The sequence below is a fragment of the Nocardioides sp. genome, assembly GCF_964228225.1.
Classification (GTDB): domain Bacteria; phylum Actinomycetota; class Actinomycetes; order Propionibacteriales; family Nocardioidaceae; genus Nocardioides.
In genome coordinates this window covers 1-21,401 of record NZ_CAXQZB010000004.1, presented here as the reverse complement: position 1 = coordinate 21,401, position 21,401 = coordinate 1, and the positions used below count along the sequence as shown (strand labels likewise).

Sequence of the window (21,401 nt, the reverse complement as noted above, 5' to 3'; positions counted from 1 at the left end):
CCGTCTTGGGCCCCTCCGTCGCCCGCCGCTAGGTTGTGCCCCCGACGAGCGCAGTGCTGCGGTGGGGGAGGAGGACCGGCATGGACACGGAGCGCATCGCGCCCGGGTGGTACGCCGATCCCCGCTCCCGCGACGACGAACGGTTCTGGGACGGCGACGCCTGGACGGCCTACACCCGCCCCGGCTACCAGATGACGCCCTTCCCCGGCCGTGCCCCCGCGCCGCCGCGCCCCGCCCGCTCCCGGCGGCGGTGGCCGGTGCTGGTGCTCGCCGTCGTGCTGCTCGCGGGCGCCGGCACCGCCGTCGTGGTGGGCGACCTCGTGCCCGGCACCTCCGAGGCGCCGGTGGCGGGCCCGACCGACGAGCCCGCACCGACCACGCCCGCCGCGACGCCGTCCGAGACCCCGACCGGGGAGCCCACCGAGGAGCCCACCGGGGAACCGACCGGGGAGCCGGGCCTGGCCGACCCCGCGTCCTGGGCCCGGGTCAAGGAGATCCGCAAGCGCCTGGTCGAGGCCGGCCTGCCGGCGCGCCGGCCGGTCGATGAGACCGTGCTGCGCTGCGACGCCGAGAGCGGGGTGCGCGGCTGCCGGGCCTGGATGACCACCCTGGACGTCGCGATCATCGCCTTCGACGGCAAGGGTGCGCTCAAGGACTACCTGGCGCTCGACGAGCGCGCCTTCCGCGGGGGCGACGGGATCGTGCTGGTGCTGCCCGCCGCCGCCACCGGGCGCGAGGAGCGCACCTACCGCGACGCCGCGCTCGGGCGCTGACCCACGGCCGCCGCCGGGTCGGCGAGGTGCCCGGATGAGAGATGGGCCACGTCGCCGGTCGGGTCGTGCTCGTCGCCGCCGCTGCGTCGGGGGCGGATCGCTACCCTGGAGGGGGTCGCCGCACGTGGCGACCGCCGCCAGCCCCGCAGGGAGAGACCGTGACGACGCCGTCCACCGCCGGCCGCGCACTGCGCGCGGTGGTCGTGGGCACGGTGTGCGGCGGCGGGGCGATGGTCGCCCACGGCCTGGCCGGCGGCTCCGCGATGCCCCCGACGCTGTTGCTCGTGCTGCCGGTCTCGATCCTCATCGCCGCCGCACTGCTGCGGCGACGACCCGGCCCGCTGCCGCTGGCCGCCACCGCCCTGCTGGCCCAGCTCGCCTGGCACTGCCTGTGGCTGAGCCTCGGGGCCGGGGCGCCCGACGTCGCCGGCGGCGAGCACGCCGTGCACGGCGGCACGGCGCCCGCCATGCTCACCGCCCACCTGCTCGTCGCGCTGCTGTGCACCGCCCTGGGCTGCGGCGTCGAGCGCGCGCTGCTGCGGGTGCTGGCGCGGCGGGTCGACGACGTCCTGACGCGCATGGTCGCGATCTGGGCCGCCCACGGCCCGCGGGTGCCTGCGCGTCGTGTCGTGCCGGTCGCCGCGGCCGGGGGCGCGGGTCCACGACGGCTCGGCAGGGAGACGCGTCGCGACCGGGCCCCGCCCGGACCGCCGCTCCGCCTCGTCGTCCTCACCGGCTGACTCCACGCCCGCTCCGTTCGGGCGGGGGCGGTCGTTCCTACCCTGCGCCCACGGGCGCACCCCGATGGAGATCCGCATGAACATCCGCACCACCCGATCCCGCGCGCTGCTCGGCGCCGCTCCGGCCGCCCTGGTCCTCGCCCTCGGGCTCACCGCCTGCGGCGAGGCCGACACCACCGACGCCACCGGCACGACCAGCACCACTGACGCCGCCGCCTCCGACGCACCGACGTCGGCACCCGCAGCGGCCGTCCAGCTCACGGACGCCTACGTCAAGGCGACCACCGGCGGCATGACCGCCGCCTTCGGCACGCTCGTCAACACCGGCGACCGCGACCTCAGCGTCGTCTCCGCGACGTCGTCGGTGGCCGGACTCGTCGAGCTCCACGAGGTCGTGGCCGCCGCCGACGGCTCGATGGCGATGCAGCCCAAGGAGGGCGGCTTCGTGATCCCGGCCGGCGGCACGCACGAGCTCAGCCCCGGCGGCGACCACGTGATGTTGATGGACCTCACCGGCCCGCTGGAGCCCGGCACGAGCGTGACCGTCGTGCTCACCCTCGACGACGGTTCGACCCTCGAGGTCTCCGCGCCCGTGAAGGAGATCGCCGGCGGCGACGAGACCTACCAGGGCGGTGACATGACCGGCATGGACGGCATGGACGGCATGGACGGCATGGAGATGCCGTCGGAGGACGCGGGCTCGTGACCGTCTCCCGTCGCCGCATGCTCCAGGGCGGCGCCGCCGTCGGGGGCGGCGCGGGACTGGGCTGGTCCGGCGGAGCGGCCGCCGCGCTGGTGGGGGAGCGCTCCTCCGCCGGCGCGGCGACCCCGGCCGCGCCGGTACGGGTCGCGCCCCCACCCGGGGCCGAGGTGGTGCCGTTCCACGGTGCCCACCAGGCGGGGGTCGCCACCGAGCCGCAGGCGTTCGCGGTGTTCCTCGGGCTCGACCTGCGCGCGGCGTCGGAGGATCCCGGCGCCGCACGCGAGCAGCTGGTGCGGCTGCTGCGGCTGCTCACCGACGACGCCGTCCGGCTCACCGCGGGCCGTCCGGCGCTGGGTGACACCGAGCCGGAGCTCGCGGTCCTGCCGGCCCGCCTGACCGTCACGATCGGCCTCGGTCCCCGGGTCCTCACCGAGCTCACCCGGACCCGGGTGCCCCTGCGCCCGCTGCCCGCGTTCTCCATCGATCGGCTGGAGGACCGCTGGGGCCAGACCGACCTGCTGATCCAGCTCGGCTGCGACGATCCGCTCACCCTGGCGCACGCCCGCCGGATGCTCCTCAAGGACGCCGCCGCCTTCGCCCGTCTCCGGTGGGCGCAGGAGGGCTTCCGCCGCGCCCGCGGCACCGAGGCGCCCGGGACCACGATGCGCAACGTGCTCGGGCAGGTCGACGGCACGGCCAACCCGAACCCGGCCGACGGCGACTTCGCCGACCTGCTGTGGGCGACCGCACAGGACCCCGGTGGCCCGGCGTTCGCCGGCGGCACGTTCTGCGTCCTGCGCCGGATCCGTGCCGAGCTCGTCACGTGGGACGCCGTCGGGCGCGCGGGCAAGGAGTTCGCGGTGGGCCGCCGCCTGGACACCGGGGCACCGCTCACCGGGGAGCGTGAGACCGACCCGCTCGACCTCGCCGCCGTCGACGCCCTGGGCCTGCCGGTCATCGATGCCGGTGCCCACGTGCGCCGGGCCCGCAGCGACGACCCACGACAGCGCTTCCTGCGCCGTCCCTACAACTACGTGACCTCCGACCCGTCCGCCCCGGACGGCCAGGAGGCCGGACTGCTGTTCGCCGCCTACGCTCGTGACGTGGAGCGACAGTTCGTCCCGATCCAGCAGCGCCTCGCCGAGCTGGACCGACTCAACCAGTGGGTGACCCCCGTCGGGTCGGCCGTGTACGCGATCCCCCCGGGGCTCGCGGCGCCGTCGTCCGATCCCGGTGCGGCCGCCTCCGACCCGACCGTCGACTTCCTGGGCCGCACGCTGTTCGCGTGAGCCCGACTGAGAGGAACCACCATGGCTTCGAAGAACTCCCGCGAGGAGCGTCGCGCCGCCGCGGCCGCCGCCCTGCGCGCCCAGCAGCGTCGTGAGAAGCGCCGCACCTACCTCATCCAGGCCGCGGTCGGTCTCGTGGCCGTCGGCATCGTGGCTGCGGCCGCGGTCACGATGCTCAACAACCGCGACCAGCGCGAGGCCGCCGCGGCCGGTCAGGGCGCCGCGCCGGCGCAGGTCGACGCCGACGGCGCGTTCGTCGTCGGTGAGGACGACGCACCGGTGACGATCCAGATCGTGGAGGACTTCCAGTGCCCGGTGTGCCGGCAGTTCGAGGAGATCAGCGGAGCACTGATCGACTCCTACATCGCCGACGGCACGGCGCAGGTGCAGTACCGCACGATCGCGTTCCTCGACCGTGCCTCGACCACCCGCTACTCCACGCGCGCACTCAACGCCTCGGCGTGCGTGATGGACTCGGGTGAGGAGGTGTGGCGCGAGTTCCACCGCCAGCTCTTCGCCCAGCAGCCGGCCGAGGGCACTGCCGGCCTCCCGGACGACGACCTGGTCGACATCGCCGAGCAGGCCGGCGCCACCGACGTCGGCGACTGCATCCGCGACGAGACCTACACCGGCTGGACCGTGCGCACCACCGATGCGGCGGGCCAGGACGGGATCAACGCGACGCCGACCGTGTTCGTGGACGGTCAGCAGCTGCCCGACTTCGCCCCGGAGACCATCCGCGCGGCCGTCGAGAAGGCCCAGGCCTCGTGAGCACCGACGTCGACCCTCGCGCGGCGGGCGCCGGGGAGGACCTCGACCTCGAGGAGCTCGCCGGCGACCTCCCCGCCGAGGACGTCCCGAGCCGGCTGACCGGGGTGCTGTTCGCGGTGCTCGGCACGATCGGGCTCGCCGCGGCCTTCACCCTCGCGGTCGACAAGTACAAGATCCTGGAGAACCCGAGCTACCGGCCCTCCTGCGACCTCAACCCCGTGCTGGCCTGCGGCTCGGTCATGGTCACCGACCAGGCCTCGGTGTTCGGGTTCCCGAACCCGCTGATCGGCGTCCTGGCCTTCGGTGTGGTGATCACCCTCGGTGTCCTCGTGGCCGCCGGGGTGCGCCTGCCCACCTGGGTGCTGGCGGGCCAGACCCTCGGCGCGGCGGGCGGGGTGGTGTTCGTGCACTGGCTGGCCTTCCAGAGCCTCTACGACATCAACGCCCTGTGCCCGTGGTGCATGGTCGTGTGGTCGGTCACGTTGCCCTTCGCGGTGTGGTCGGGGGCCACGCTGTGGCGCAGAGTGGCACCGACGTCGCGGGCTGCGGCGCTGGTCTGGGACCTGCGGTTCCTGATCGTGCTCGCCTGGTACCTCGTGTTCGCCGTCGCCATCCTCGAGCGTTTCTGGGACTACTGGAGCACCCTGCTGTGACCATCACCGTGAGAACCGATGTGACCACCGATCGAGCCCGCCCGTGGCGGGTCGCCGCGCGCCTCGGGGCTGCGACGGTCCTGCTCGTGCTCGGCACCCTCACCCTGCTGCCGGCGCTCCCGGCCCAGGCCCACGCCGCGCTCGCCTCCAGCGACCCCGCCGCCGGCGCCGTGCTCAAGACCGCTCCCTCCCAGGTGACGCTGACCTTCACCGAGGACCTCCAGGAGCCGGTGTTCGTCGTCGTCACGGCCCCCGACGGCCGCGACGTGGCCACCGGGGAGCCATCCGTGGACGGTGCGGTCGTGCGGCAGCTGCTGGGCGCGACCGCGGCCGGGAGCTACCAGATCGCCTACCGGGTGGTCTCGGTGGACGGGCACCCCGTGACCGGCCAGATCGGGTTCGAGGTGGCCACCTCCACCGAGGTCCGCGAGACCCCCGACGCGGACCCGAGCGACAACCCGACCGAGACCCCGGCCGACAGTCCGACCGAGACGCCGGCGGACAGCCCGGCCGACTCCCCGGCCGACTCTCCGGCCGACTCCCCGGCCGAGACGCCCGCGCAGGCCGCGGACGCCGACGGCTTCTGGGACGGCTACGCCCCGCAGGCCGCCGTCGGGATCGGTCTCATCGCCGTCGCCGGTGCCCTGCTCCTGCTCTCCCGGAGGTCCCGCCCGTGACCGAACCCACGACCACGACCACGACCGTGACGCGTCCGGCGGCGAGTGCCGCCGCGTCGTCGCGCCGGCCACCGCTGCCGCTGGTGCTCCCGGCGGCGGCGGCGCTCGGGATGCTGGTCGTGGCCCTGGTCGTGGGTGGGGGCGCCCCGACGCCGCCGCCGGTGGCGGGCATCCCCGACCCCGGCCCGCTGACGGGCTGGGGACTGCCGATCGCCCGCGTGCTGTCCGACCTGGCCGCGATCGGCGTCGTCGCCGGTCTCCTGGTGCCGCTGCTCACCATGACGGCCGTCGGCGACGAGGTCCGCGGTCGCCCGTACCGCGCGCTGCGCTCGGTGCGGCCGTTCGCGCTGCTGTGGGCCCTGGCGTCGCTGGCGCAGACGGTCTTCATCGTCTCGGACCTGTTCGCCATCCCGGTGTGGGACCTCTCCTTCGGGCTCGCCCGCGACATCGCCTGGCAGGCCGACCAGGGTCGGGCGCTGCTGCTGCAGATCGTGCTCGCCGTCGTCGTCGCGGTGGCCAGCCGGTTCGCGCTCACCGGCCGGGAGGTGCTGTGGCTGCTGGTGGTGACCGCGGTGGCGATCACGCCGCCCGTGTTCACCGGGCACGCCGCCGCGGCGGGCTCGCACGACCTCGCGATCCTGTCCCTGCTGGTGCACCTGGGCGCGGTGTCGCTGTGGGTCGGAGGCCTGCTGGCCCTCGGCTGGCAGCTCGTCGACCGCCCCGAGCGCCGGGTGCTCGCGCTGCGGCGCTTCGCCCCGCTCGCCACGGCCGCGTTCGTCGCGACCGCGGCCAGCGGTGCCGCCAACGCCGTGGCGCGCCTGACGACGCCCGAGGAGCTGGTCACCACCGACTACGGCCGGCTGGTGCTGGTCAAGGTCGCGCTGCTGACCGCCCTCGGGCTGCTCGGGCTGCGGCTGCGGGCGGTCGCCCCCGCCCGCGCGGTCCGGGGCGAGTCGTGGTTCGCCCGCGTGGCCCTGGGCGAGCTGACCCTCATGGCCACCGCGGTCGGGCTGGGCGTCGCGCTGTCGCGCACCCCCACGCCCGTGGGGCAGCCCTACATCACCCCCGCCGAGAGCCTGCTCGGCGGCCCGCTCCCGCCCACCCCCACGCTGGCCCGACTGCTCACCGAGGTGCGCTGGTCCGGCGTCGCGCTGCTGGTCTGCGTGGGCGGCGGCCTGCTGTACGCCGTCGGGGTCCGCACGCTGCGCCGTCGGGGCGAGGCGTGGCCGTGGGGGCGCAGCGTGTCCTTCGCGATCGGGTTGCTGCTCGTCGCCTACGCCACCGCGGGCGGCCTCGGTGTCTACGGGCACGTGCTGTTCAGCGTCCACATGGTCAGCCACATGGTGCTCTCGATGCTGGCGCCGCTGTTCCTGGTGCTCGGCGCGCCGATCGTGCTCGCCCTGCGCGCGCTCCCGGGTGCCGACGTTCCGGGCGGCACGGGTCCCCGCCAGCTGCTGGCCGGTGTGCTGAACTCCCGGCCCGCGCACGTCCTGGCGAATCCCGCGATCGTCGTGCTGCTCTTCGTGGGCAGCCTCTACGCCGTCTACCTCACCGGGTTCTACGACTCCCTCATGCAGTCCCACCTCGGCCACGCCCTGATGGAGCTGCACTTCCTGCTCGCGGGCCTGCTCTACTACGAGGTCCTGGTCGGATCGGCCCCGCTGCGCCGCCTGCCCCACCTCGGCCGGCTGCTCATGGTGCTGCTCACCATGCCCTTCCACGCCTTCTTCGCACTCGCGGTGATGAACGGCAGCGAGGTGATCGGCTCCACCTACTACCGGCTGCTCGACCGGCCCTACTCCGCCGATCTGCTCGAGGACCAGAACCTCGGCGGCTCCATCACCTGGGCGATGAGCGAGCTGCCCCTGGTCGTGCTGGTCGTGGTGCTGCTGCTCCAGTGGTGGCGCGCCGACTCCCGCGACGCCGCCCGCTACGACCGGGCCGCCGACCGCGACGACGACGCCGCCCTCGCGGCGTACAACGCCCGCCTGCAGACCCTGGGCGCGGCGCGCGAGCGCGCGGAGGCGCAGCGCGGCAGCGTCACGACGGCCGCGGTCGACACGCCCGACCCGGAGTCCTGAGCACGCCGCCACCCGCACCGGGTCGGGAGGGTACGGTGGTCGGCGGGCCCGATCACCGTCGTCGGTCCCACCCGCACCACCCGGCCCACCCGACCCGTCACCCGAGGAGCCCCGCGCGTGTCGTCCGCCCCCAGCACCACCGACGCCGCGACGGCCGGGACCACCGGGCCCCGCTCCACCCGCCAGAAGCGGGCGGTCGACGAGGTCCTGGCCCGCGCGGTCGGGTTCCTCACCGCCCAGGAGCTGCACGCGGTGCTGCGCGACGAGGGCCAGCAGGTCGGCCTCGCCACGGTCTACCGCATCCTGCAGGGCGCGGCGGAGGCCGGGCTCGTCGACGTCGTGAAGACCGAGGCCGGCGAGGCCGCGTACCGGCGGTGCCGGACCGAGCACCACCACCACCACCTGCTGTGCCGCTCGTGCGGTCGCAGCGTGGAGATCGAGGGTCCCGCGGTCGAGGACTGGGCCCACAGCGTCGCCCGCGAGCACGGTTTCGTGGAGGTGGCCCACACGGTCGAGCTGATCGGGCTGTGCCCCGACTGCGCGCGCGCCTGACGTCGGGCCGCGCGATGTCGTCCGGGCCGTCCGTGCGCGATCGGAGCGTCCGGGGTGCGCTGAGCGCCCTGGACGGCCGGTTGTCCCGCCTCACCTCGCGCCAGGTGCTCACGGCGCTCCTCGCGGCGCTCGCGGTGGTCGTGGCGCTGGTGGTCTCCTCCCGCGACGACGTGGTGCCGCCAGCCTCCACCGAGGAGGTCTGCCAGTCGCTGCAGGCCACCGCCGACGCGCGCGACGCCGTCCTCGTGGGGCAGCAGGGGGCCACGGTCGCCGCGGTGCGCAGCGCGGCGCGCCGCACCGCCGGGCTCGCCGAGCGGGCCACGCTCCCGGCCCAGATCGCGACCGGCGTCGGGGTGCTCACCGACCTGCTCCTCGCGCTGCCCGACGACGCCACCCCGGTGCAGCTGCAGCGAGCCCAGGCGCCGCAACGGCTCGACGAGCAACGGGCGCTGGGAGCGCTCGTGAGGTGGGTCCGGGACACCTGCTGACGCGCCGGGGCCGGATGTGTGAGGCTGGACCCGGGTCCTGACCGATACTGGGCCTCGTTCGCATCAGGCGTGTCGCCCGTGCGGTACCGGTCCGGCGGTGCCGCAGGAGCATCGCCGCAGGGGAGGGGATCCATGGCCATCACCGATCGGGGCGGGACGGCCGCCGCGCCCGGGCCACGGTTGCTCGGGCAGATGGAGCTCGTGGCGCTGACGCTGCTGGCCCTGCTGGTCGCCGGCCGGTGGATCGCGCCGCTGCTCGACGCGCCCGCCGTGTCCACCTGGGGCACGATCTTCGTGGCGATCGTGGTGCAGTCCACGCCGTTCCTGGTGGGCGGCGTGCTGCTCTCGGCGGCCATCTCGGCGCTGCTCAGCGAGCGCGTGCTGCAGCGGATCGTGCCGCGCAACCCCGTCCTGGCGGTGCCGGTGGCGGGCGTCGCCGGGGTCGGGCTGCCCGGCTGCGAGTGCGCGGCCGTGCCCGTCGCGGGCAGCCTCATGCGCCGCGGCGTCGCTCCTGCGGTCGCCCTGACGTTCCTGCTCGCCGCCCCGGCGGTGAACCCCGCGGTGCTCGTCTCGACCGCGGTCGCCTTCCCGGGCCGGCCCGAGATGGTCCTGGCCCGGTTCCTGGCCTCCCTGGCCACGGCGATCCTCGTGGGCTGGTGGTGCCTGGCCCGGGGGAGTCGGCTGCCGCTGGTCCGGCGTCCCGATCCCGAGCTGGGTCACCTCGGCGCCGGCACCCGGTTCGTCGCCACGGTGCGCCACGACTTCGTGCACGCCTCGGGCTTCCTGGTGCTGGGGGCGGTCCTCGCGGCCGCGGTGAACAGCTTCGTGCCCCGCTCGGTGCTCGACACCGTCGCCGGCCAGGCGGTGCTCGGGGTGCTCACCCTCGCCCTCTTCGCCTTCGTCGTCGCGCTGTGCTCGGAGTCGGATGCGTTCGTGGCCGCCAGCTTCACCGCCTTCTCCGACACCGCCAAGCTGGTGTTCCTGGTGGTGGGGCCCGCGATGGACATCAAGCTCGCGGCGATGGAGGCCGGCCAGTTCGGGACCGCCTTCGCCCGGCAGTTCGTGCCGGTCGTCCTGGGCACCGCCGTGCTGTGCGCGGTGGGCGTCGGGTGGTGGCTGCTGTGACCCGACAGACCCAGGGCCTGCTGCTGGCCTTCCTCGGCGCGGTGCTGGTGCGGCTCTCGATCACCGACGCCTACCTGCGCTACGTCACCCCCTGGATGAAGTGGCCGCTGCTGGTCAGCGGGCTGGTGTTGCTGGCCCTCGCCCTGGGCCCCGCCCTCGGCCTGAGCGGACGGGAGGGTCCCGCGGGGGACCACGGGGGCCATGCCCACCGGGTGCCGGTGGTCACCTGGCTGCTCGTGCTGCCCGGCCTCGTGACCTTCGTCGTGAGCCCGCCCGAGCTGGGTTCCTACCTCGCCGAACGGCGCTCCGGTGACACCGTCGCTGCCCCGCGGCCGGCGACCGTCGCCGACCTCGACGCCTCGCAGGGCCCGGTCAAGGTGGCGGTGAGCGAGTTCGTGTGGCGCGCCCAGGACGGCGGCTCCACCCTGGAGGGCCAGCCCGTGCGGCTCGTGGGCTTCGTGTCCTACGGCGACGCCGGGGCCTGGTACGTCACCCGGCTCACGATCGGCTGCTGTGCCGCCGACGCCCTGGCCTACCAGGTGCAGGTCGAGGGCGCCGAGCGCCCCGCGCGCGACCGCTGGGTGCAGGTGGACGGCGTGTACGCCACCGGGACCGGCACCGACCTCGCGACCGTGCCCGTCCTCGACGCCGAGACGGTCACCGAGGTCGAGGCCCCCGCACGCCAGTACGAGTGACCCGGTGCGAGTGACCCGGGACCCGACCCTGGGGTGAGGCGCCGCGCCGCGCCGTCTTCCACGATCGGGTCATGAGCACCCCCGAGCCCGCCCCGGGCGACCTGCAGCGTGTCGTGGACGACGTCGAGCAGGCGCTGCACGCCGACCCCGCCCTCGCCGCCGACGTGCGCGCGGTGCTGCGCCAGCTGGGCGCCCAGCCCTTCGACGTCGTCGGCGACCCGAACGCCTGACGAGCTCAGGGGGCGGCGGTCGTGACCAGGTAGGACACCGTCGTGCTCGTGGGCTGGCCGATGATGCTCACCGCGACCTGCCACTGCGGTCCCACCATCACCTCGCCCAGGGTCTCGCCGAAGTCGGTGCTGGACGTCGAGACGTACCCGGCGTCCTCGAGCAGGGCCACCGCCTCGTCGCGCACCGAGCGCGGGTCGGCGCCGGCGAGGTCGAGGTTGACGTTCCAGCCCGCGGAGCCGGTCGTGTCGGTGGTGGAGAGTCCACTGACCACCAGGCCGTCCACCAGAGGGATGTCGGCGGGGAAGTCGTCGGGGATCTCGGCGCCGGTCCCCGACTGCAGGGTGTTCCCCTGGCCGTCGTCGACGGTCACCCCGCCGGCGTCGAGGTCGACGTCCACCGACGCAGAGCCGCCGCCGGCGTCCTCCAGGGAGCGTTCGATCGCCTCCTCTGCGGCCCGTTCCGCCACGGCGTCGGCGCTGCAGCCACCGGTCGACAGGAGGATGCCCGCGAGGGCGGCGAGGGTGAGGCTGGTGACGGTGTCGCGTCGCATGGTCGGGACCGTAGGAGTCAGGTCGCCCGCCGTCGTGAGGAACCGATTACTCACCTCCGGCGATCTTGAATCATTCAAGAAAATCTGGTTGAGTCGCAGCATGTCCAGCGCCCCCGACCTCGCCGCCCTCGTGCGCGGCGCCGGGCTGCGCGTCACCCGACCGCGACTCGCGGTGCTGCAGGCGGTGCACGACCGACCGCACGCCGACACCGACGCCGTCATCGGCGCCACCCGCGACCTGCTCGGCGAGGTGTCCCACCAGGCCGTCTACGACGTGCTGCGCGCGCTCACCGGCGCCGGCCTGATCCGCCGGATCCAGCCGGCGGGCTCGGTGGCCCGCTACGAGGCGCGCGTCGGCGACAACCACCACCACGTGGTGTGCCGCGACTGCGGCGCGATCGCCGACGTCGACTGCGCGGTCGGGCACACCCCGTGCCTGGTCGCCTCCGAGGACCACGGCTTCGTCATCGACGAGGCCGAGGTCGTGTACTGGGGTCGCTGCACCGAGTGCCGCGACCTGACAGCCCCGACCGGCCCTGACCGGCCCTGACCGGCCCTGATCCCTCCGCACCACCACACCACTCAACGATCCCGAAAGGTTCCTCGTGTCTGACTCTCACGACGCCAAGGTCGGCGACATGAACACCGAGGACGGCGCTGCGCGCTGCCCCGTCATGCACACCGCGCCGCACCCGACCGCGGGCTCCGGCAACCGCGACTGGTGGCCCAACTCGCTGAACCTGAAGATCCTGCAGAAGAACCCCCCGGCCGTCGACCCGATGGACGAGGGCTTCCACTACGCCAGCGAGGTCGCCCAGCTCGACGTCGCGGCGCTCAAGGCCGACATCGTCGAGGTCATGCGGACCTCGCAGGACTGGTGGCCGGCGGACTTCGGTCACTACGGACCGTTCTTCATCCGGATGGCGTGGCACGCCGCCGGCACCTACCGCGTGCAGGACGGCCGCGGCGGCGCCGGTGCCGGCATGCAGCGCTTCGCCCCGCTCAACAGCTGGCCCGACAACGGCAACCTCGACAAGGCCCGCCGCCTGCTCTGGCCGGTCAAGGCCAAGTACGGCAAGCAGCTGAGCTGGGCCGACCTCATGGTCTACGCCAGCAACGTGGCGCTGGAGGACATGGGCTTCGAGACCTTCGGCTTCGCCTTCGGCCGCGCCGACGTGTGGGAGCCCGACGAGGACGTCTACTGGGGTCCCGAGCGCGAGTGGCTCGCCGACGAGCGCTACACCGGTGAGCGCGACCTGGAGAACCCGCTCGCCGCGGTGCAGAGGGGTCTGATCTACGTCAACCCCGACGGCCCCAACGGCCAGCCCGACCCGCTGGCCGCCGCCCGCGACATCCGCGAGACCTTCGGCCGGATGGCGATGAACGACGTCGAGACCGTCGCCCTCATCGCCGGTGGTCACACCTTCGGCAAGACCCACGGTGCCGGCGACCCCGACGCCCACGTCGGTCCCGAGCCCGAGGGCGCCCCGCTGGAGGCCATGGGCCTGGGCTGGCTGAGCAGCTTCGGCTCCGGCAAGGGCCGCGACGCCATCACCAGCGGCCTGGAGGTCACCTGGACCCAGCAGCCCACGCGCTGGACCAACCTGTACTTCGAGAACCTCTTCGCCTTCGAGTGGGAGCTCACCAAGAGCCCCGCCGGTGCGTGGCAGTGGCAGCCCAAGGACGGCGCCGGTGCGAACACCGTGCCCGACCCCGAGGACGGCACGCTCACCCGCACGCCCACGATGCTCACCACCGACCTCGCGCTGCGCTTCGACCCGGTCTACGAGCAGATCTCGCGCCGCTTCCTCGAGCACCCCGAGGAGTTCGCCGACGCCTTCGCCCGGGCCTGGTACAAGCTCACCCACCGCGACATGGGCCCGATCCAGCGCTACCTCGGCCCGCTGGTGCCGAGCGAGGAGCTGCTGTGGCAGGACCCGCTGCCGGCGGCGGACGTCGAGGTGATCGACGACGCCGACGTCGCCGCCCTGAAGCAGCAGGTCCTCGCCACCGGCCTCTCGGTCTCCGAGCTGGTCGCCACGGCGTGGGCCTCGGCCGCCTCCTTCCGGGGCAGCGACAAGCGCGGCGGCGCCAACGGTGCCCGCATCCGGCTGGAGCCGCAGAACAGCTGGACGGTCAACAACCCCGACCAGCTCGCCCGCGTGCTGCGCACCCTGGAGGGCGTGCAGGAGGCGTTCAACGGCGCCCAGTCCGGCGCCAAGCGCGTCTCGCTGGCCGACCTCATCGTCATCGGTGGTGCGGCGGCGGTGGAGCAGGCCGCCGCCGCCGGCGGCGTCAGCATCACCGTGCCGGTGACCCCCGGCCGGGTCGACGCCTCGCAGGAGCAGACCGACGTCGAGTCCTTCGCCTGGCTCGAGCCGATCGCCGACGGGTTCCGCAACTACGCGGCCAAGGGCACCAAGCTGCCCCTGGAGTACCACCTGGTCGACCGCGCGAACCTGCTCACCCTCACCGCGCCGGAGATGACGGTGCTCGTGGGCGGCCTGCGGGTGCTCGGTGCCAACTACGACGGCTCCGACACCGGTGTCCTCACCGACCGCGTGGGCACGCTGAGCAACGACTTCTTCCGCACGCTGCTCACCCACGGCACCACCTGGACGCCGACCGACGAGCAGGCGCTGGTCTTCGAGGGCCGCGACGGCTCGGGCGAGGTCGTGGCCACGGCCAGCCGCGTCGACCTGGTCTTCGGCTCCAACTCCCAGCTGCGGGCGCTGGCCGAGGTCTACGCCAGCGACGACGCCGGCGAGAAGTTCGTGCGCGACTTCGTCGGCGCGTGGACCAAGGTCATGGACCTGGACCGCTACGACGTGCGCGGCGCCTGACGCTCCTCACGGTTCCGCACGACGGGCCCGGCCCCACCCGCGAGGGAGGGGCCGGGCCCGTCCCGTTCCGGAGCCGGGACCGCCGGGGAGTCAGCCGCGGCGCACCCCGCCGTAGATGCCGCCCTTGACGATCCAGTCCTGCAGCGGCACGTCCACGGTCCAGGCGGGGAAGCGGAACCCGCGTCCGCCCGGTCCGTAGACCACGAGGCCGTCGGGCATCGGCCCCAGCACCGAACCCCAGCGGCGGCCCGGGGGTTCGTAGGCGCGCCCGGGGCGCCCCTGGAGGTGCGCCACCACGTTGCGCGCCAGCAGGCCGTCGGCGCGGTTGCGCGCCGAGCTGCGCAGCGGATCGGTGGCGGCCACGTCGCCGATCGCGAAGACGCCGTCCACCCCCGGCACCGCCAGGGTCGGGGACACCCGGACGAACCCGGCGTCGTCGAGCAGGTCGGCCGGCAGCCAGCCGGTGTTGGGCCGGACCCGGCCCACGGTCCACAGCACCACATCGGCCGCCACCGCGGCCTGCCCGGTGCTCCAGGCCACCGTGGCCGGTCCGAGGCGGCCGAGCGCGGCGTCGTCGGGCAGCATCGCCCGGTGGCCCGGGTGCACGCCGACCCCGGCCCGCTCCAGCCGCGTGCGGACGTCGTCCCAGACGCGGGGGTGGTGCTGCGGCAGGCCGCGCTCACCCGGGTGGTAGAGGTCGACCCGCAGGTGCGGGAGGGCGGTGGCGATCTGCGCCGCGCTGCTCACCGCCGCGGCCCCGCCTCCCACGACGACCACCGACGTCGCCTCCCGCAGCCGGCGGTGGGCGGCCGCGAGCGCGTCGTCGACCTCGGCCAGGGAGCGCGGCGTGGGGTCGCGCCAGAACCCGTTGCGCACCCCGGTGGCGACGACGAGCAGGTCGAAGCGCTCCCGGGGGCCACCCCCGTCGTGCGGATCGAGGACGACCTCGCGCGTGGTGAGGTCCAGGCCGGCCAGGCCCGCGTGCCGCAGGCGGACGCCGTCCAGGCCCCGGAAGCGGCCGTGGGCCAGCCGGTAGTGGCGCTGCCAGGTCTCGGGGCGGGCCAGGCGCAGGCCGAGCTCCTGGCCGCTCACCAGGCCCGGCACGGCGCTGACCCCGACGACGTCGAGGCCCGCGGCACGCAGCCGGCGCGCCACCAGCACCCCGGTGTCGCCGAGGCCGGCGACCACGACGCGGCCGCGCGGCCGCGCACGACTCACGCGAGCCCCGTCCCGGCGTCGCCGGCGCCACGCCGCGGGGGGCGGGGCAGGAACCGGGGCACGCGGGCGATCACCGCGGCGTACTCCGGTCGCCGCGCGAGGCTGCGCTCCTCCATCATCGGGATCGAGGCCCCGAGGAACATCGCCAGCATGGCGACGACGCCGACCAGGGACAGCAGCCCGGGCCAGAGGCTGGGCTCGGCGGCGAGACCCGCCACCGCCAGGGCGACCCAGAATCCGAGCTCGCCGACGTAGTTGGGGTGGCGCGACCAGCCCCACACGCCGCGGTCCATGACCTCGCCGGGGCGGTGGTCGGCCACGAACGCCCGCAGCTGGGCGTCGGCGACCGTCTCCAGCGTCACGGCCGCGACCCCGATCACCAGGGCGACGACGTCGAGCACGCCGAGCGGCCGGTCGCTGCGGGTGAGCAGGTAGACCGGCACCAGGCCGAGGAAGACCTGCAGGGTGGGGATGACGTGGATGGCGGCGAGGTCGATCCCGATCTCGGCGGCCCGGCGGCCGCCGGCGCGCTCGCGCAGGATCGGGTAGCGCCAGTCCTCGTGGTGCATGCCGGGGAAGCTGCGCGCCCAGTTGAGGGTGAGCCGGACCGCCCAGGCGAGCACGAGCAGGCCGACGAGCGCGATGCGCCCGTCGTCGGCGTCCGCGGGCGCCTCGAGCCACCAGGCCAGGAGGAGCAACGGGGGGGCCACGCTCCAGTAGGCGTCGGAGCAGCTGGAGTTGCCCCAGCGTCGTGACCCGGCGAAGACCACGAGGGTCGCCAGCAGGTCGGCGACGAGCGTGTCGAGCCACACGTGCGCGGTGTCGGGGCCGAGCAGCAGCCAGCCGGCGCCGACGGCGACGGCGAGGAGGTAGAGCCCGAGGATGCGGAGGAGCGATCCGGTCTTGGTCACGGCCTCACCGTAGAGGAGGCGGCGGCCTCCCGGGCCCCGGAATCGACACGTGTCGATTCCGCGGTCGCCCGCAGCGCCGGTCGAGGGGAGAGTTCTCAGGCGCCGGGGACGATGCGCAGGTCGCGCACCGCGCCGCCGTCGAGCACCGCCAGCGCCTCCTGGTAGGCGGGGCTGTCGTGGGCGGCGCGGGCCGCCTCCACCGAGTCGAACTCGATGACGACCGACCGCTCCAGGCGCCCGGACTCGTAGGCGACCTCCGCGACCCCGCGGGCGAGGAACCGGCCGCCGGCGGCGGTGATGGCCGGACCGGCCAGGGCGGCGTACGCGGCGACCTTCTCGGCGTCGCTGATCTCGAGGTAGGTGTTGATCCAGTAGGCGCTCACGGGACCAGCCTCGCAGAGCCCCTCAGCCGTGCCTCAGGCCGGGGGAGCACCATGGACCCCGTGAGCCTGTCCCGACCCGCCGCCGCGACCGCCGTCGGCGCCGACGCCGCGCCCCCGGTGGGCGGACGGCGTCGCACCCTGCTGCTGGTGGAGCTGACGATCGTGCTGGCGCTCTCGCTGGGGCGCTCGGGGATCTACGCCGCGGTCAACCTGCTCGAGGCCGCCACCGCCCCCGGGGCGCTGGCCGACCAGACCGCCTCGCTGCACCGCAGCTACGCCCCCGACCGGCCCTGGTTCGACCTCACCTACCAGGTGCTCTCGATCGTGTTCTCGCTCGTGCCGATCGCGCTCGCCGGCTACCTGCTGCACCTCTCCGGGGTGCACCTGCGGGCCGTGTGGGCCGGCGGCGCCGCGCGCTGGCGCGACGGCGCCGGACTCGACGTCGCCCGCGGGGCCCTGCTGGCCGCCGGCGTCGGGTCGGTCGGGCTGGCCTTCTACCTCCTCGTGCACGCGCTCGGGTTCAGCGCCACCGTGGTCGCCGACGGCCTGCTGGGTGACCACTGGTGGCACCTGCCGGTGCTCGTGCTCTCGGCCCTGGAGAACGCGCTGCTCGAGGAGTTCGTGGTGCTCGGCTACGTGCTCGTGCGCCTGCGCCAGGTGGGGCTGGGGGAGTGGGCCGCGCTCGCCGTCGCCGCGGTGCTGCGGGGCTCCTACCACCTCTACCAGGGCCTCGGCGGCTTCGTCGGCAACCTGGTGATGGGGCTGCTCTTCGGCTGGCTCTACCGCCGCTGGGGCCGCATCCTGCCGTTCGTCGTCGCCCACTGGCTGCTCGACATCGGGGCCTTCGTCGGCTACGCCCTGCTCGCCGGCAGGGTCGACTGGATCCCGACCTGAGCCGAGGGTCGGACCTCGTGGCTCGGGCTCAGCGCCCGGTGAAGACCGGGCGCCGCTTCTCGGTGCGGGCCACGGCCGCCTCACGCACGTCCTCGCTCGCCCAGCAGGCCGCGAACGACGCTGCCACGGCGTCGTCGTCGCCGCCGTTGAGGACCAGCTTGTTGTGCGCCAGGGAGAGCGGGGCCAGGGTCGCGATCTCGGCGGCCCAGGCGAGGGCGTCCTCGAGGGTGCCCGGGCGATCGACCAGGCCGTGGGCCAGCGCCTCGGTGCGGTCGACCTCCTCGGCCGCGAGCAGCAGGCGACGCGCCGGGCCGCCGCCGAGGATCGCGGCGAGCGTGCGGATGGTCCAGGCGTCCACGGCCATGCCGTTGCGCGGCGTCGGCACGGCGAAGCGGGCCCGCTCGTCGGCGACCCGCAGGTCGCAGGCCAGCGCCAGCTGCGTGCCGGCCCCGATGGCGGGGCCGTTGACCGCCGCCACGATCGGCACCGGCAGCCGGGTCAGCCCGTGCAGCATCCCGTACAGGGCGGTGAGGAACTCGTCGCCGTAGACGCCGTCGAGGTCGGCGCCGGCGCAGAAGGCGCTGCCGTCGCCGGTGATCACCAGCACCCGTGCCCCGGTGTCGACGGCGTCCTGCGCGGCCGCGGCCAGCTCGGTGCACAGGGCGGTGTTGAGCGCGTTGCGCCGGTCGGCGCGCCGCAGCGTGAGCAGTTCGACGTCGCCGTCGCGGCGTCGTCCGACCAGCCCGGTGGGCCCCGTCGGGCCCGTCGGCGCGGTCATCGGGCACCCGCCACGGCGTCGAAGAACGGGACGAACGCCGGGGTCATCATGGCGGTCAGCTCCGCTCCCAGGTGGATGTCGTCGTAGAAGGTGTTGACGCCGCCCACGCGGCCGCGACAGATCCGCGGGCCGCAGTACAGCGCCGAGGGGTCGATGAGCATCGGCGCACGCAGCGGCGCGACCAGGTTCGTGCGCACCCAGGCCCGGGTGTTCTGCTCGCGGTACATCGCGGTGCGGCGCGGCAGGTCGCACACGTACGGCTCGCGGCCCTGCGGGCAGTTCGGCGCGGAGGCGGGCACCGTGGCCGCCGGCATCATGAGCGCGACCCGGAAGTTCTCGCGGCCCAGCTTGGACAGCATGATCGGCGAGCGCTCCACGCCCAGGCGCGTCATCCGCGCGCGGAACTCCGACAGCCCGCTGTCGGGGCCACCGGCCGCCTCCTTCTCCAGCGCGCGGTAGGCCAGCAGGTAGCCGGCCCAGAACCCGCCGATGAGCAGGGTGAGGTCGCGGTTGCCCACGCGGGCCCGCAGCTCGCGCACGAAGTCCAGCGAGCGCAGGTTCAGCGCCTCGCAGCTGCTGCGCGCCCCTTGGTTGCGGGGCAGCGGCACGCTGACCGGGCACGACCCCGCGGTGAGCACGACCAGGTTCACCTTGCGCTGCTGGGCCAGCTTGCGCACCGGCGGCAGGTACATCAGCGCGTGGGAGTCGCCCCACAGCACCACCCACGGGCGTCCCGGTGCCCGCGTGACCTGGCACGGGCTGATGGCCTGGTGCGCCCGGTCGTAGCAGCGCGGCGGCAGCTGCGGGAAGTCGTCGCCCTTGCGCGGCTGGTCGACCCGGGCCAGCGTGCCGACCACCCCCGCGGTCGCGGGAGGCGTCGGGAGCAGCCCGGCCAGCAGCACCAGGGAGATCACGGCGGCCAGGGCGGCGGCCACCGCGGACGGCGCGCCTGCGCGCCGTCGGGCCGCCCGGGGAAGGGGAAGGTGCGACGAAGACATGGTGCACGCATCGTGCCATGCCGCCGCACCCTCACCCGGGAGCGGTGAGACACACCACGGTGTGAGACCGGTCTCGGTCCCGGACGGGCGCGCCTCGCGTCGCCTCGTGTGGACGGGGTCGTACCAAGCGAACGGCAGGTGATCCGCGCCGAATCGGCTGCCGTTCGCTTGGTACGACGTCGGACGGGGACCGCGGGGGCGAGGGTCAGGCGATGACGAGGTCCTGCTCCCCCCACCACGCGCGCATCGCGGTGATGAGCCCGTCGTCGTCGAACTCCATGACCTCCAGCGGTTCCATGGTCGAGGTGAGGCCACCGCCGAGGTCGACGACGATGCGGAAGTGGAACGCGCCCTGGCCGCCGCAGGTGCGCAGCGTGAGCAGCTCGGTGGTCTTCGGCATCGCCTCGATGGTCGCGTAGAACTCCCGGATCGCCTCGCGACCGCGGCGCGGCTGCGAGCCCACCGGGTCCTCGAGCACGGCCTCGGGCGCGTACAGGGCGGCGACGTCGGCGGCCGTGCCGGTCGCGACGGTGGCGAGGTAGCGGCGCACGCCGGCGGCCACGGTCAGGTCATCGCAGGTCATGCCGCGATGATGGCACGGGACTAGAACATGTTCTAGCGCCAGCGCGCGGCCATCGGCCGGCGCTTCGCGTCCCGCTTGACCTGGCGCACGGTGCCGGCGAAGTACGACGACAGGTTGCGGGTGCGGGTGGCGCTGAGGTGCAGGTGGTCGTACCAGGTGGAGATGCCGCCGACGTTGCCGGCGCAGAACGTGGCGTCGCAGTAGGCCGGCGTGGCGTCGACGTACCGGGTGTCGCCGCGCAGCTTGCCCATCTGGCCCTTGAGCCAGGTCGCGGTGTCCTGCTCCTCGGGGATCGCCTGCCAGCGGGGGATCCGGCACTGGTAGGGGTCCTGGCCCGCCGGGCACGGCATCACGAGGTCGGGCACGGTCGCGGCCTGACCGATCACCGTGACGTCGACGCCGAGCTTCCCGAGCTGGGTGAACAGCCGCGGGGTGCCCTCGTGGGCCAGCCGCACCATCTTCTTGGTGTAGTCGGTGTAGCCGAAGACCGGAACGACGTCCTCGAGGAACAGCCGGCGGTAGGCGATCCGGAAGCCCGACCAGTTCGAGCCGAGCACGATCCGGAACGGCATCTTGCGCTTGATCAGGGTGCGCACGGTCTGCATGGCCTCGTAGTTGGACTGCTCGCACTTGGCCGAGTAGTCCTTGCCGGGGCGCTTCGGGATCGCGACCGGGGGGCAGCTGCCCGCCACGAACGAGACCAGGTTGACGTCGCGACCGGCGACGGCGCGCCGCAGCGCCGGGATGTACTGCCAGGCGTGCGAGTCGCCCCACAGCAGCAGCGTCGGCCGCCGGGCGTCGTAGTCCACCAGCGGGCACGGGTACGGGTCGCCGCTGGTCTGCGCCGGACCGAAGCACTCGGGCGGCATGGTGGGCGTGTCGAGCGATCCCTCGCCGGCGCGGGCCGCGGGGGCGGCCAGCAGGCCGAGGCCGACGACGGCGGCGAGCAGCGCCACCACGAGTCGGGACGACGGACCTCGTCCGGGCGGCCGGCGACGGTCGCCGTGGCCGCTGCTCGGACGCTGGGGAAGGGGCTGAGGTGTGCGCACAGTGGCCCGATCGTAACCCGCGCCCGGCCCGGACTGTGCCTCTGCTCACCCCGGGCGACACGGCGTGGCGGCGATGTGGGTCCCGGGCCGACCTCCCGTAGCCTGGGGCGCGCTCGCCCGGCCCGGGGTCCGCCCGGCCGGTGCGCCGTCCTCGTCCTCGTCCCGAAAGGCGCTCGGAGTCCCACCGATGCACCCGCACCGTCCCCGAGCCGACCGACCCCTCGCGACCGCGCCCGAGCGGGCGCCCCGCCGGTGGCGCCGCGGCGCCGGCATCCTCGGACTGGTGCTCGCCGCGCTCGTGACCGCGGGCTTCGGCGCCGGGGTGGCCGGGTCCGCGCCGGGCGGGGGCGACGTCCGCGACCGCGCCTTCCCGGTGGCCACGGCCGACCCCGTCGGAGCGGCCGGCCGGGGGGGCG

General features: G+C 74.7%; 25 protein-coding genes. 17 read left to right on the top strand and 8 right to left on the bottom strand.

Going from position 1 to position 21,401, the window contains the following annotated elements:
• The first annotated feature begins 80 nt into the window (after positions 1–80).
• The 13 genes from ACERUJ_RS01060 (at position 81) to ACERUJ_RS01000 (ending at position 10,777) form a co-directional block, all read left to right on the top strand.
• Complete coding sequence (locus ACERUJ_RS01060) at positions 81–773, top strand: DUF2510 domain-containing protein (protein ID WP_370246579.1); 693 nt, start codon at positions 81–83, stop codon at positions 771–773.
• A 158-nt stretch (positions 774–931) separates the two neighbouring features.
• Positions 932–1,513 (top strand): hypothetical protein, encoded by a 582-nt coding sequence (locus ACERUJ_RS01055; RefSeq protein ID WP_370246578.1) that lies wholly within the window; start codon positions 932–934, stop codon positions 1,511–1,513.
• A 76-nt stretch (positions 1,514–1,589) separates the two neighbouring features.
• A complete protein-coding gene (locus ACERUJ_RS01050; protein ID WP_370246577.1) occupies positions 1,590–2,219 on the top strand; it encodes a copper chaperone PCu(A)C in 630 nt (209 codons plus the stop codon).
• Entirely contained in the window at positions 2,216–3,505 is a 1,290-nt protein-coding gene (locus tag ACERUJ_RS01045) for a Dyp-type peroxidase (protein ID WP_370246576.1), read from the top strand. Before ACERUJ_RS01050 ends, ACERUJ_RS01045 begins: the two co-directional genes overlap by 4 nt.
• 21 nt (positions 3,506–3,526) lie before the next feature.
• Positions 3,527–4,276, top strand: coding sequence for a DsbA family protein (locus ACERUJ_RS01040; protein ID WP_370246575.1), 750 nt, complete (start codon positions 3,527–3,529; stop codon positions 4,274–4,276).
• A complete protein-coding gene (locus tag ACERUJ_RS01035) occupies positions 4,273–4,929 on the top strand; it encodes a vitamin K epoxide reductase family protein (protein WP_370246574.1) in 657 nt (218 codons plus the stop codon). Before ACERUJ_RS01040 ends, ACERUJ_RS01035 begins: the two co-directional genes overlap by 4 nt.
• A 20-nt stretch (positions 4,930–4,949) precedes the next feature.
• Positions 4,950–5,606 (top strand): copper resistance protein CopC, encoded by a 657-nt coding sequence (locus ACERUJ_RS01030; protein ID WP_370246573.1) that lies wholly within the window; start codon positions 4,950–4,952, stop codon positions 5,604–5,606.
• Positions 5,603–7,687: a cytochrome c oxidase assembly protein gene (locus ACERUJ_RS01025; protein ID WP_370246572.1), complete on the top strand. Its 2,085-nt coding sequence runs from the start codon at positions 5,603–5,605 to the stop codon at positions 7,685–7,687. The genes ACERUJ_RS01030 and ACERUJ_RS01025 overlap by 4 nt, the downstream gene beginning before the upstream one ends.
• A gap of 117 nt (positions 7,688–7,804) precedes the next feature.
• The gene (locus tag ACERUJ_RS01020) at positions 7,805–8,239 is read left to right on the top strand and encodes a Fur family transcriptional regulator (RefSeq protein WP_370246571.1); all 435 of its coding nucleotides are present in this window, start codon (positions 7,805–7,807) and stop codon (positions 8,237–8,239) included.
• 32 nt (positions 8,240–8,271) lie between these two features.
• The gene (locus ACERUJ_RS01015; RefSeq protein ID WP_370246570.1) at positions 8,272–8,727 is read left to right on the top strand and encodes a hypothetical protein; all 456 of its coding nucleotides are present in this window, start codon (positions 8,272–8,274) and stop codon (positions 8,725–8,727) included.
• A gap of 132 nt (positions 8,728–8,859) precedes the next feature.
• Positions 8,860–9,852, top strand: coding sequence for a permease (locus ACERUJ_RS01010; protein ID WP_370246569.1), 993 nt, complete (start codon positions 8,860–8,862; stop codon positions 9,850–9,852).
• The gene (locus tag ACERUJ_RS01005) at positions 9,849–10,547 is read left to right on the top strand and encodes a TIGR03943 family protein (RefSeq protein ID WP_370246568.1); all 699 of its coding nucleotides are present in this window, start codon (positions 9,849–9,851) and stop codon (positions 10,545–10,547) included. Before ACERUJ_RS01010 ends, ACERUJ_RS01005 begins: the two co-directional genes overlap by 4 nt.
• Before the next feature lie 71 nt (positions 10,548–10,618).
• Entirely contained in the window at positions 10,619–10,777 is a 159-nt protein-coding gene (locus tag ACERUJ_RS01000; RefSeq protein WP_370246567.1) for a hypothetical protein, read from the top strand.
• A gap of 5 nt (positions 10,778–10,782) precedes the next feature.
• On the opposite strand, the gene ACERUJ_RS00995 is transcribed toward ACERUJ_RS01000, so the two are convergent.
• On the bottom strand, positions 10,783–11,328 hold the full coding sequence (locus tag ACERUJ_RS00995; RefSeq protein ID WP_370246566.1) for a hypothetical protein: 546 nt from the start codon (positions 11,326–11,328) through the stop codon (positions 10,783–10,785).
• A 100-nt stretch (positions 11,329–11,428) separates the two neighbouring features.
• Here ACERUJ_RS00995 and ACERUJ_RS00990 point away from each other — a divergent pair, with 100 nt between their 5' ends.
• Together ACERUJ_RS00990 and katG are read left to right on the top strand one after the other, a co-directional pair.
• Positions 11,429–11,878 (top strand): Fur family transcriptional regulator, encoded by a 450-nt coding sequence (locus ACERUJ_RS00990; RefSeq protein WP_370246565.1) that lies wholly within the window; start codon positions 11,429–11,431, stop codon positions 11,876–11,878.
• A gap of 88 nt (positions 11,879–11,966) precedes the next feature.
• Positions 11,967–14,171 (top strand): catalase/peroxidase HPI, encoded by a 2,205-nt coding sequence (gene katG, locus ACERUJ_RS00985; protein WP_370246617.1) that lies wholly within the window; start codon positions 11,967–11,969, stop codon positions 14,169–14,171.
• Positions 14,172–14,261: 90 nt separating this feature from the next.
• Here katG and ACERUJ_RS00980 read toward each other — a convergent pair whose 3' ends face one another.
• The 3 genes from ACERUJ_RS00980 to ACERUJ_RS00970 form a co-directional block, all read right to left on the bottom strand.
• Positions 14,262–15,389, bottom strand: coding sequence for an FAD-dependent oxidoreductase (locus tag ACERUJ_RS00980; protein WP_370246564.1), 1,128 nt, complete (start codon positions 15,387–15,389; stop codon positions 14,262–14,264).
• Positions 15,386–16,300 (bottom strand): DUF1295 domain-containing protein, encoded by a 915-nt coding sequence (locus ACERUJ_RS00975; RefSeq protein ID WP_370246563.1) that lies wholly within the window; start codon positions 16,298–16,300, stop codon positions 15,386–15,388. Before ACERUJ_RS00975 ends, ACERUJ_RS00980 begins: the two co-directional genes overlap by 4 nt.
• Positions 16,301–16,395: 95 nt before the next feature.
• Complete coding sequence (locus ACERUJ_RS00970) at positions 16,396–16,683, bottom strand: DUF1330 domain-containing protein (RefSeq protein WP_370246562.1); 288 nt, start codon at positions 16,681–16,683, stop codon at positions 16,396–16,398.
• 60 nt (positions 16,684–16,743) lie between these two features.
• Here ACERUJ_RS00970 and ACERUJ_RS00965 point away from each other — a divergent pair, with 60 nt between their 5' ends.
• The gene (locus tag ACERUJ_RS00965; RefSeq protein ID WP_370246561.1) at positions 16,744–17,577 is read left to right on the top strand and encodes a CPBP family intramembrane glutamic endopeptidase; all 834 of its coding nucleotides are present in this window, start codon (positions 16,744–16,746) and stop codon (positions 17,575–17,577) included.
• 28 nt (positions 17,578–17,605) lie between these two features.
• Here ACERUJ_RS00965 and ACERUJ_RS00960 read toward each other — a convergent pair whose 3' ends face one another.
• The 4 genes from ACERUJ_RS00960 to ACERUJ_RS00945 all read right to left on the bottom strand — a co-directional run bounded on the left by ACERUJ_RS00960 (position 17,606) and on the right by ACERUJ_RS00945 (position 20,892).
• Positions 17,606–18,355 (bottom strand): enoyl-CoA hydratase, encoded by a 750-nt coding sequence (locus ACERUJ_RS00960; RefSeq protein WP_370246560.1) that lies wholly within the window; start codon positions 18,353–18,355, stop codon positions 17,606–17,608.
• Positions 18,352–19,353: an SGNH hydrolase domain-containing protein gene (locus ACERUJ_RS00955; protein ID WP_370246559.1), complete on the bottom strand. Its 1,002-nt coding sequence runs from the start codon at positions 19,351–19,353 to the stop codon at positions 18,352–18,354. Before ACERUJ_RS00955 ends, ACERUJ_RS00960 begins: the two co-directional genes overlap by 4 nt.
• 205 nt (positions 19,354–19,558) lie before the next feature.
• A complete protein-coding gene (locus ACERUJ_RS00950; protein WP_370246558.1) occupies positions 19,559–19,936 on the bottom strand; it encodes a nuclear transport factor 2 family protein in 378 nt (125 codons plus the stop codon).
• A gap of 32 nt (positions 19,937–19,968) precedes the next feature.
• Positions 19,969–20,892 (bottom strand): SGNH hydrolase domain-containing protein, encoded by a 924-nt coding sequence (locus tag ACERUJ_RS00945; protein ID WP_370246557.1) that lies wholly within the window; start codon positions 20,890–20,892, stop codon positions 19,969–19,971.
• A gap of 280 nt (positions 20,893–21,172) precedes the next feature.
• On the opposite strand from ACERUJ_RS00945, the gene ACERUJ_RS00940 reads away from it, so the two are divergent.
• The coding region (locus tag ACERUJ_RS00940; protein WP_370246556.1) for a hypothetical protein at positions 21,173–21,401 on the top strand (229 nt) is incomplete at its 3' end.

Coding starts and splice junctions, on each gene's coding strand:
- ACERUJ_RS01060 (WP_370246579.1), top strand. CDS start 81: ATGGACACGGAGCGCATCGCGCCCGGGTGGTACGCCGATCCCCGCTCC.
- ACERUJ_RS01050 (WP_370246577.1), top strand. CDS start 1,590: ATGAACATCCGCACCACCCGATCCCGCGCGCTGCTCGGCGCCGCTCCG.
- ACERUJ_RS01040 (WP_370246575.1), top strand. CDS start 3,527: ATGGCTTCGAAGAACTCCCGCGAGGAGCGTCGCGCCGCCGCGGCCGCC.
- ACERUJ_RS01010 (WP_370246569.1), top strand. CDS start 8,860: ATGGCCATCACCGATCGGGGCGGGACGGCCGCCGCGCCCGGGCCACGG.
- ACERUJ_RS01000 (WP_370246567.1), top strand. CDS start 10,619: ATGAGCACCCCCGAGCCCGCCCCGGGCGACCTGCAGCGTGTCGTGGAC.
- ACERUJ_RS00995 (WP_370246566.1), bottom strand. CDS start 11,328: ATGCGACGCGACACCGTCACCAGCCTCACCCTCGCCGCCCTCGCGGGC.
- ACERUJ_RS00990 (WP_370246565.1), top strand. CDS start 11,429: ATGTCCAGCGCCCCCGACCTCGCCGCCCTCGTGCGCGGCGCCGGGCTG.
- katG (WP_370246617.1), top strand. CDS start 11,967: ATGAACACCGAGGACGGCGCTGCGCGCTGCCCCGTCATGCACACCGCG.
- ACERUJ_RS00960 (WP_370246560.1), bottom strand. CDS start 18,355: ATGACCGCGCCGACGGGCCCGACGGGGCCCACCGGGCTGGTCGGACGA.
- ACERUJ_RS00955 (WP_370246559.1), bottom strand. CDS start 19,353: ATGTCTTCGTCGCACCTTCCCCTTCCCCGGGCGGCCCGACGGCGCGCA.
- ACERUJ_RS00950 (WP_370246558.1), bottom strand. CDS start 19,936: ATGACCTGCGATGACCTGACCGTGGCCGCCGGCGTGCGCCGCTACCTC.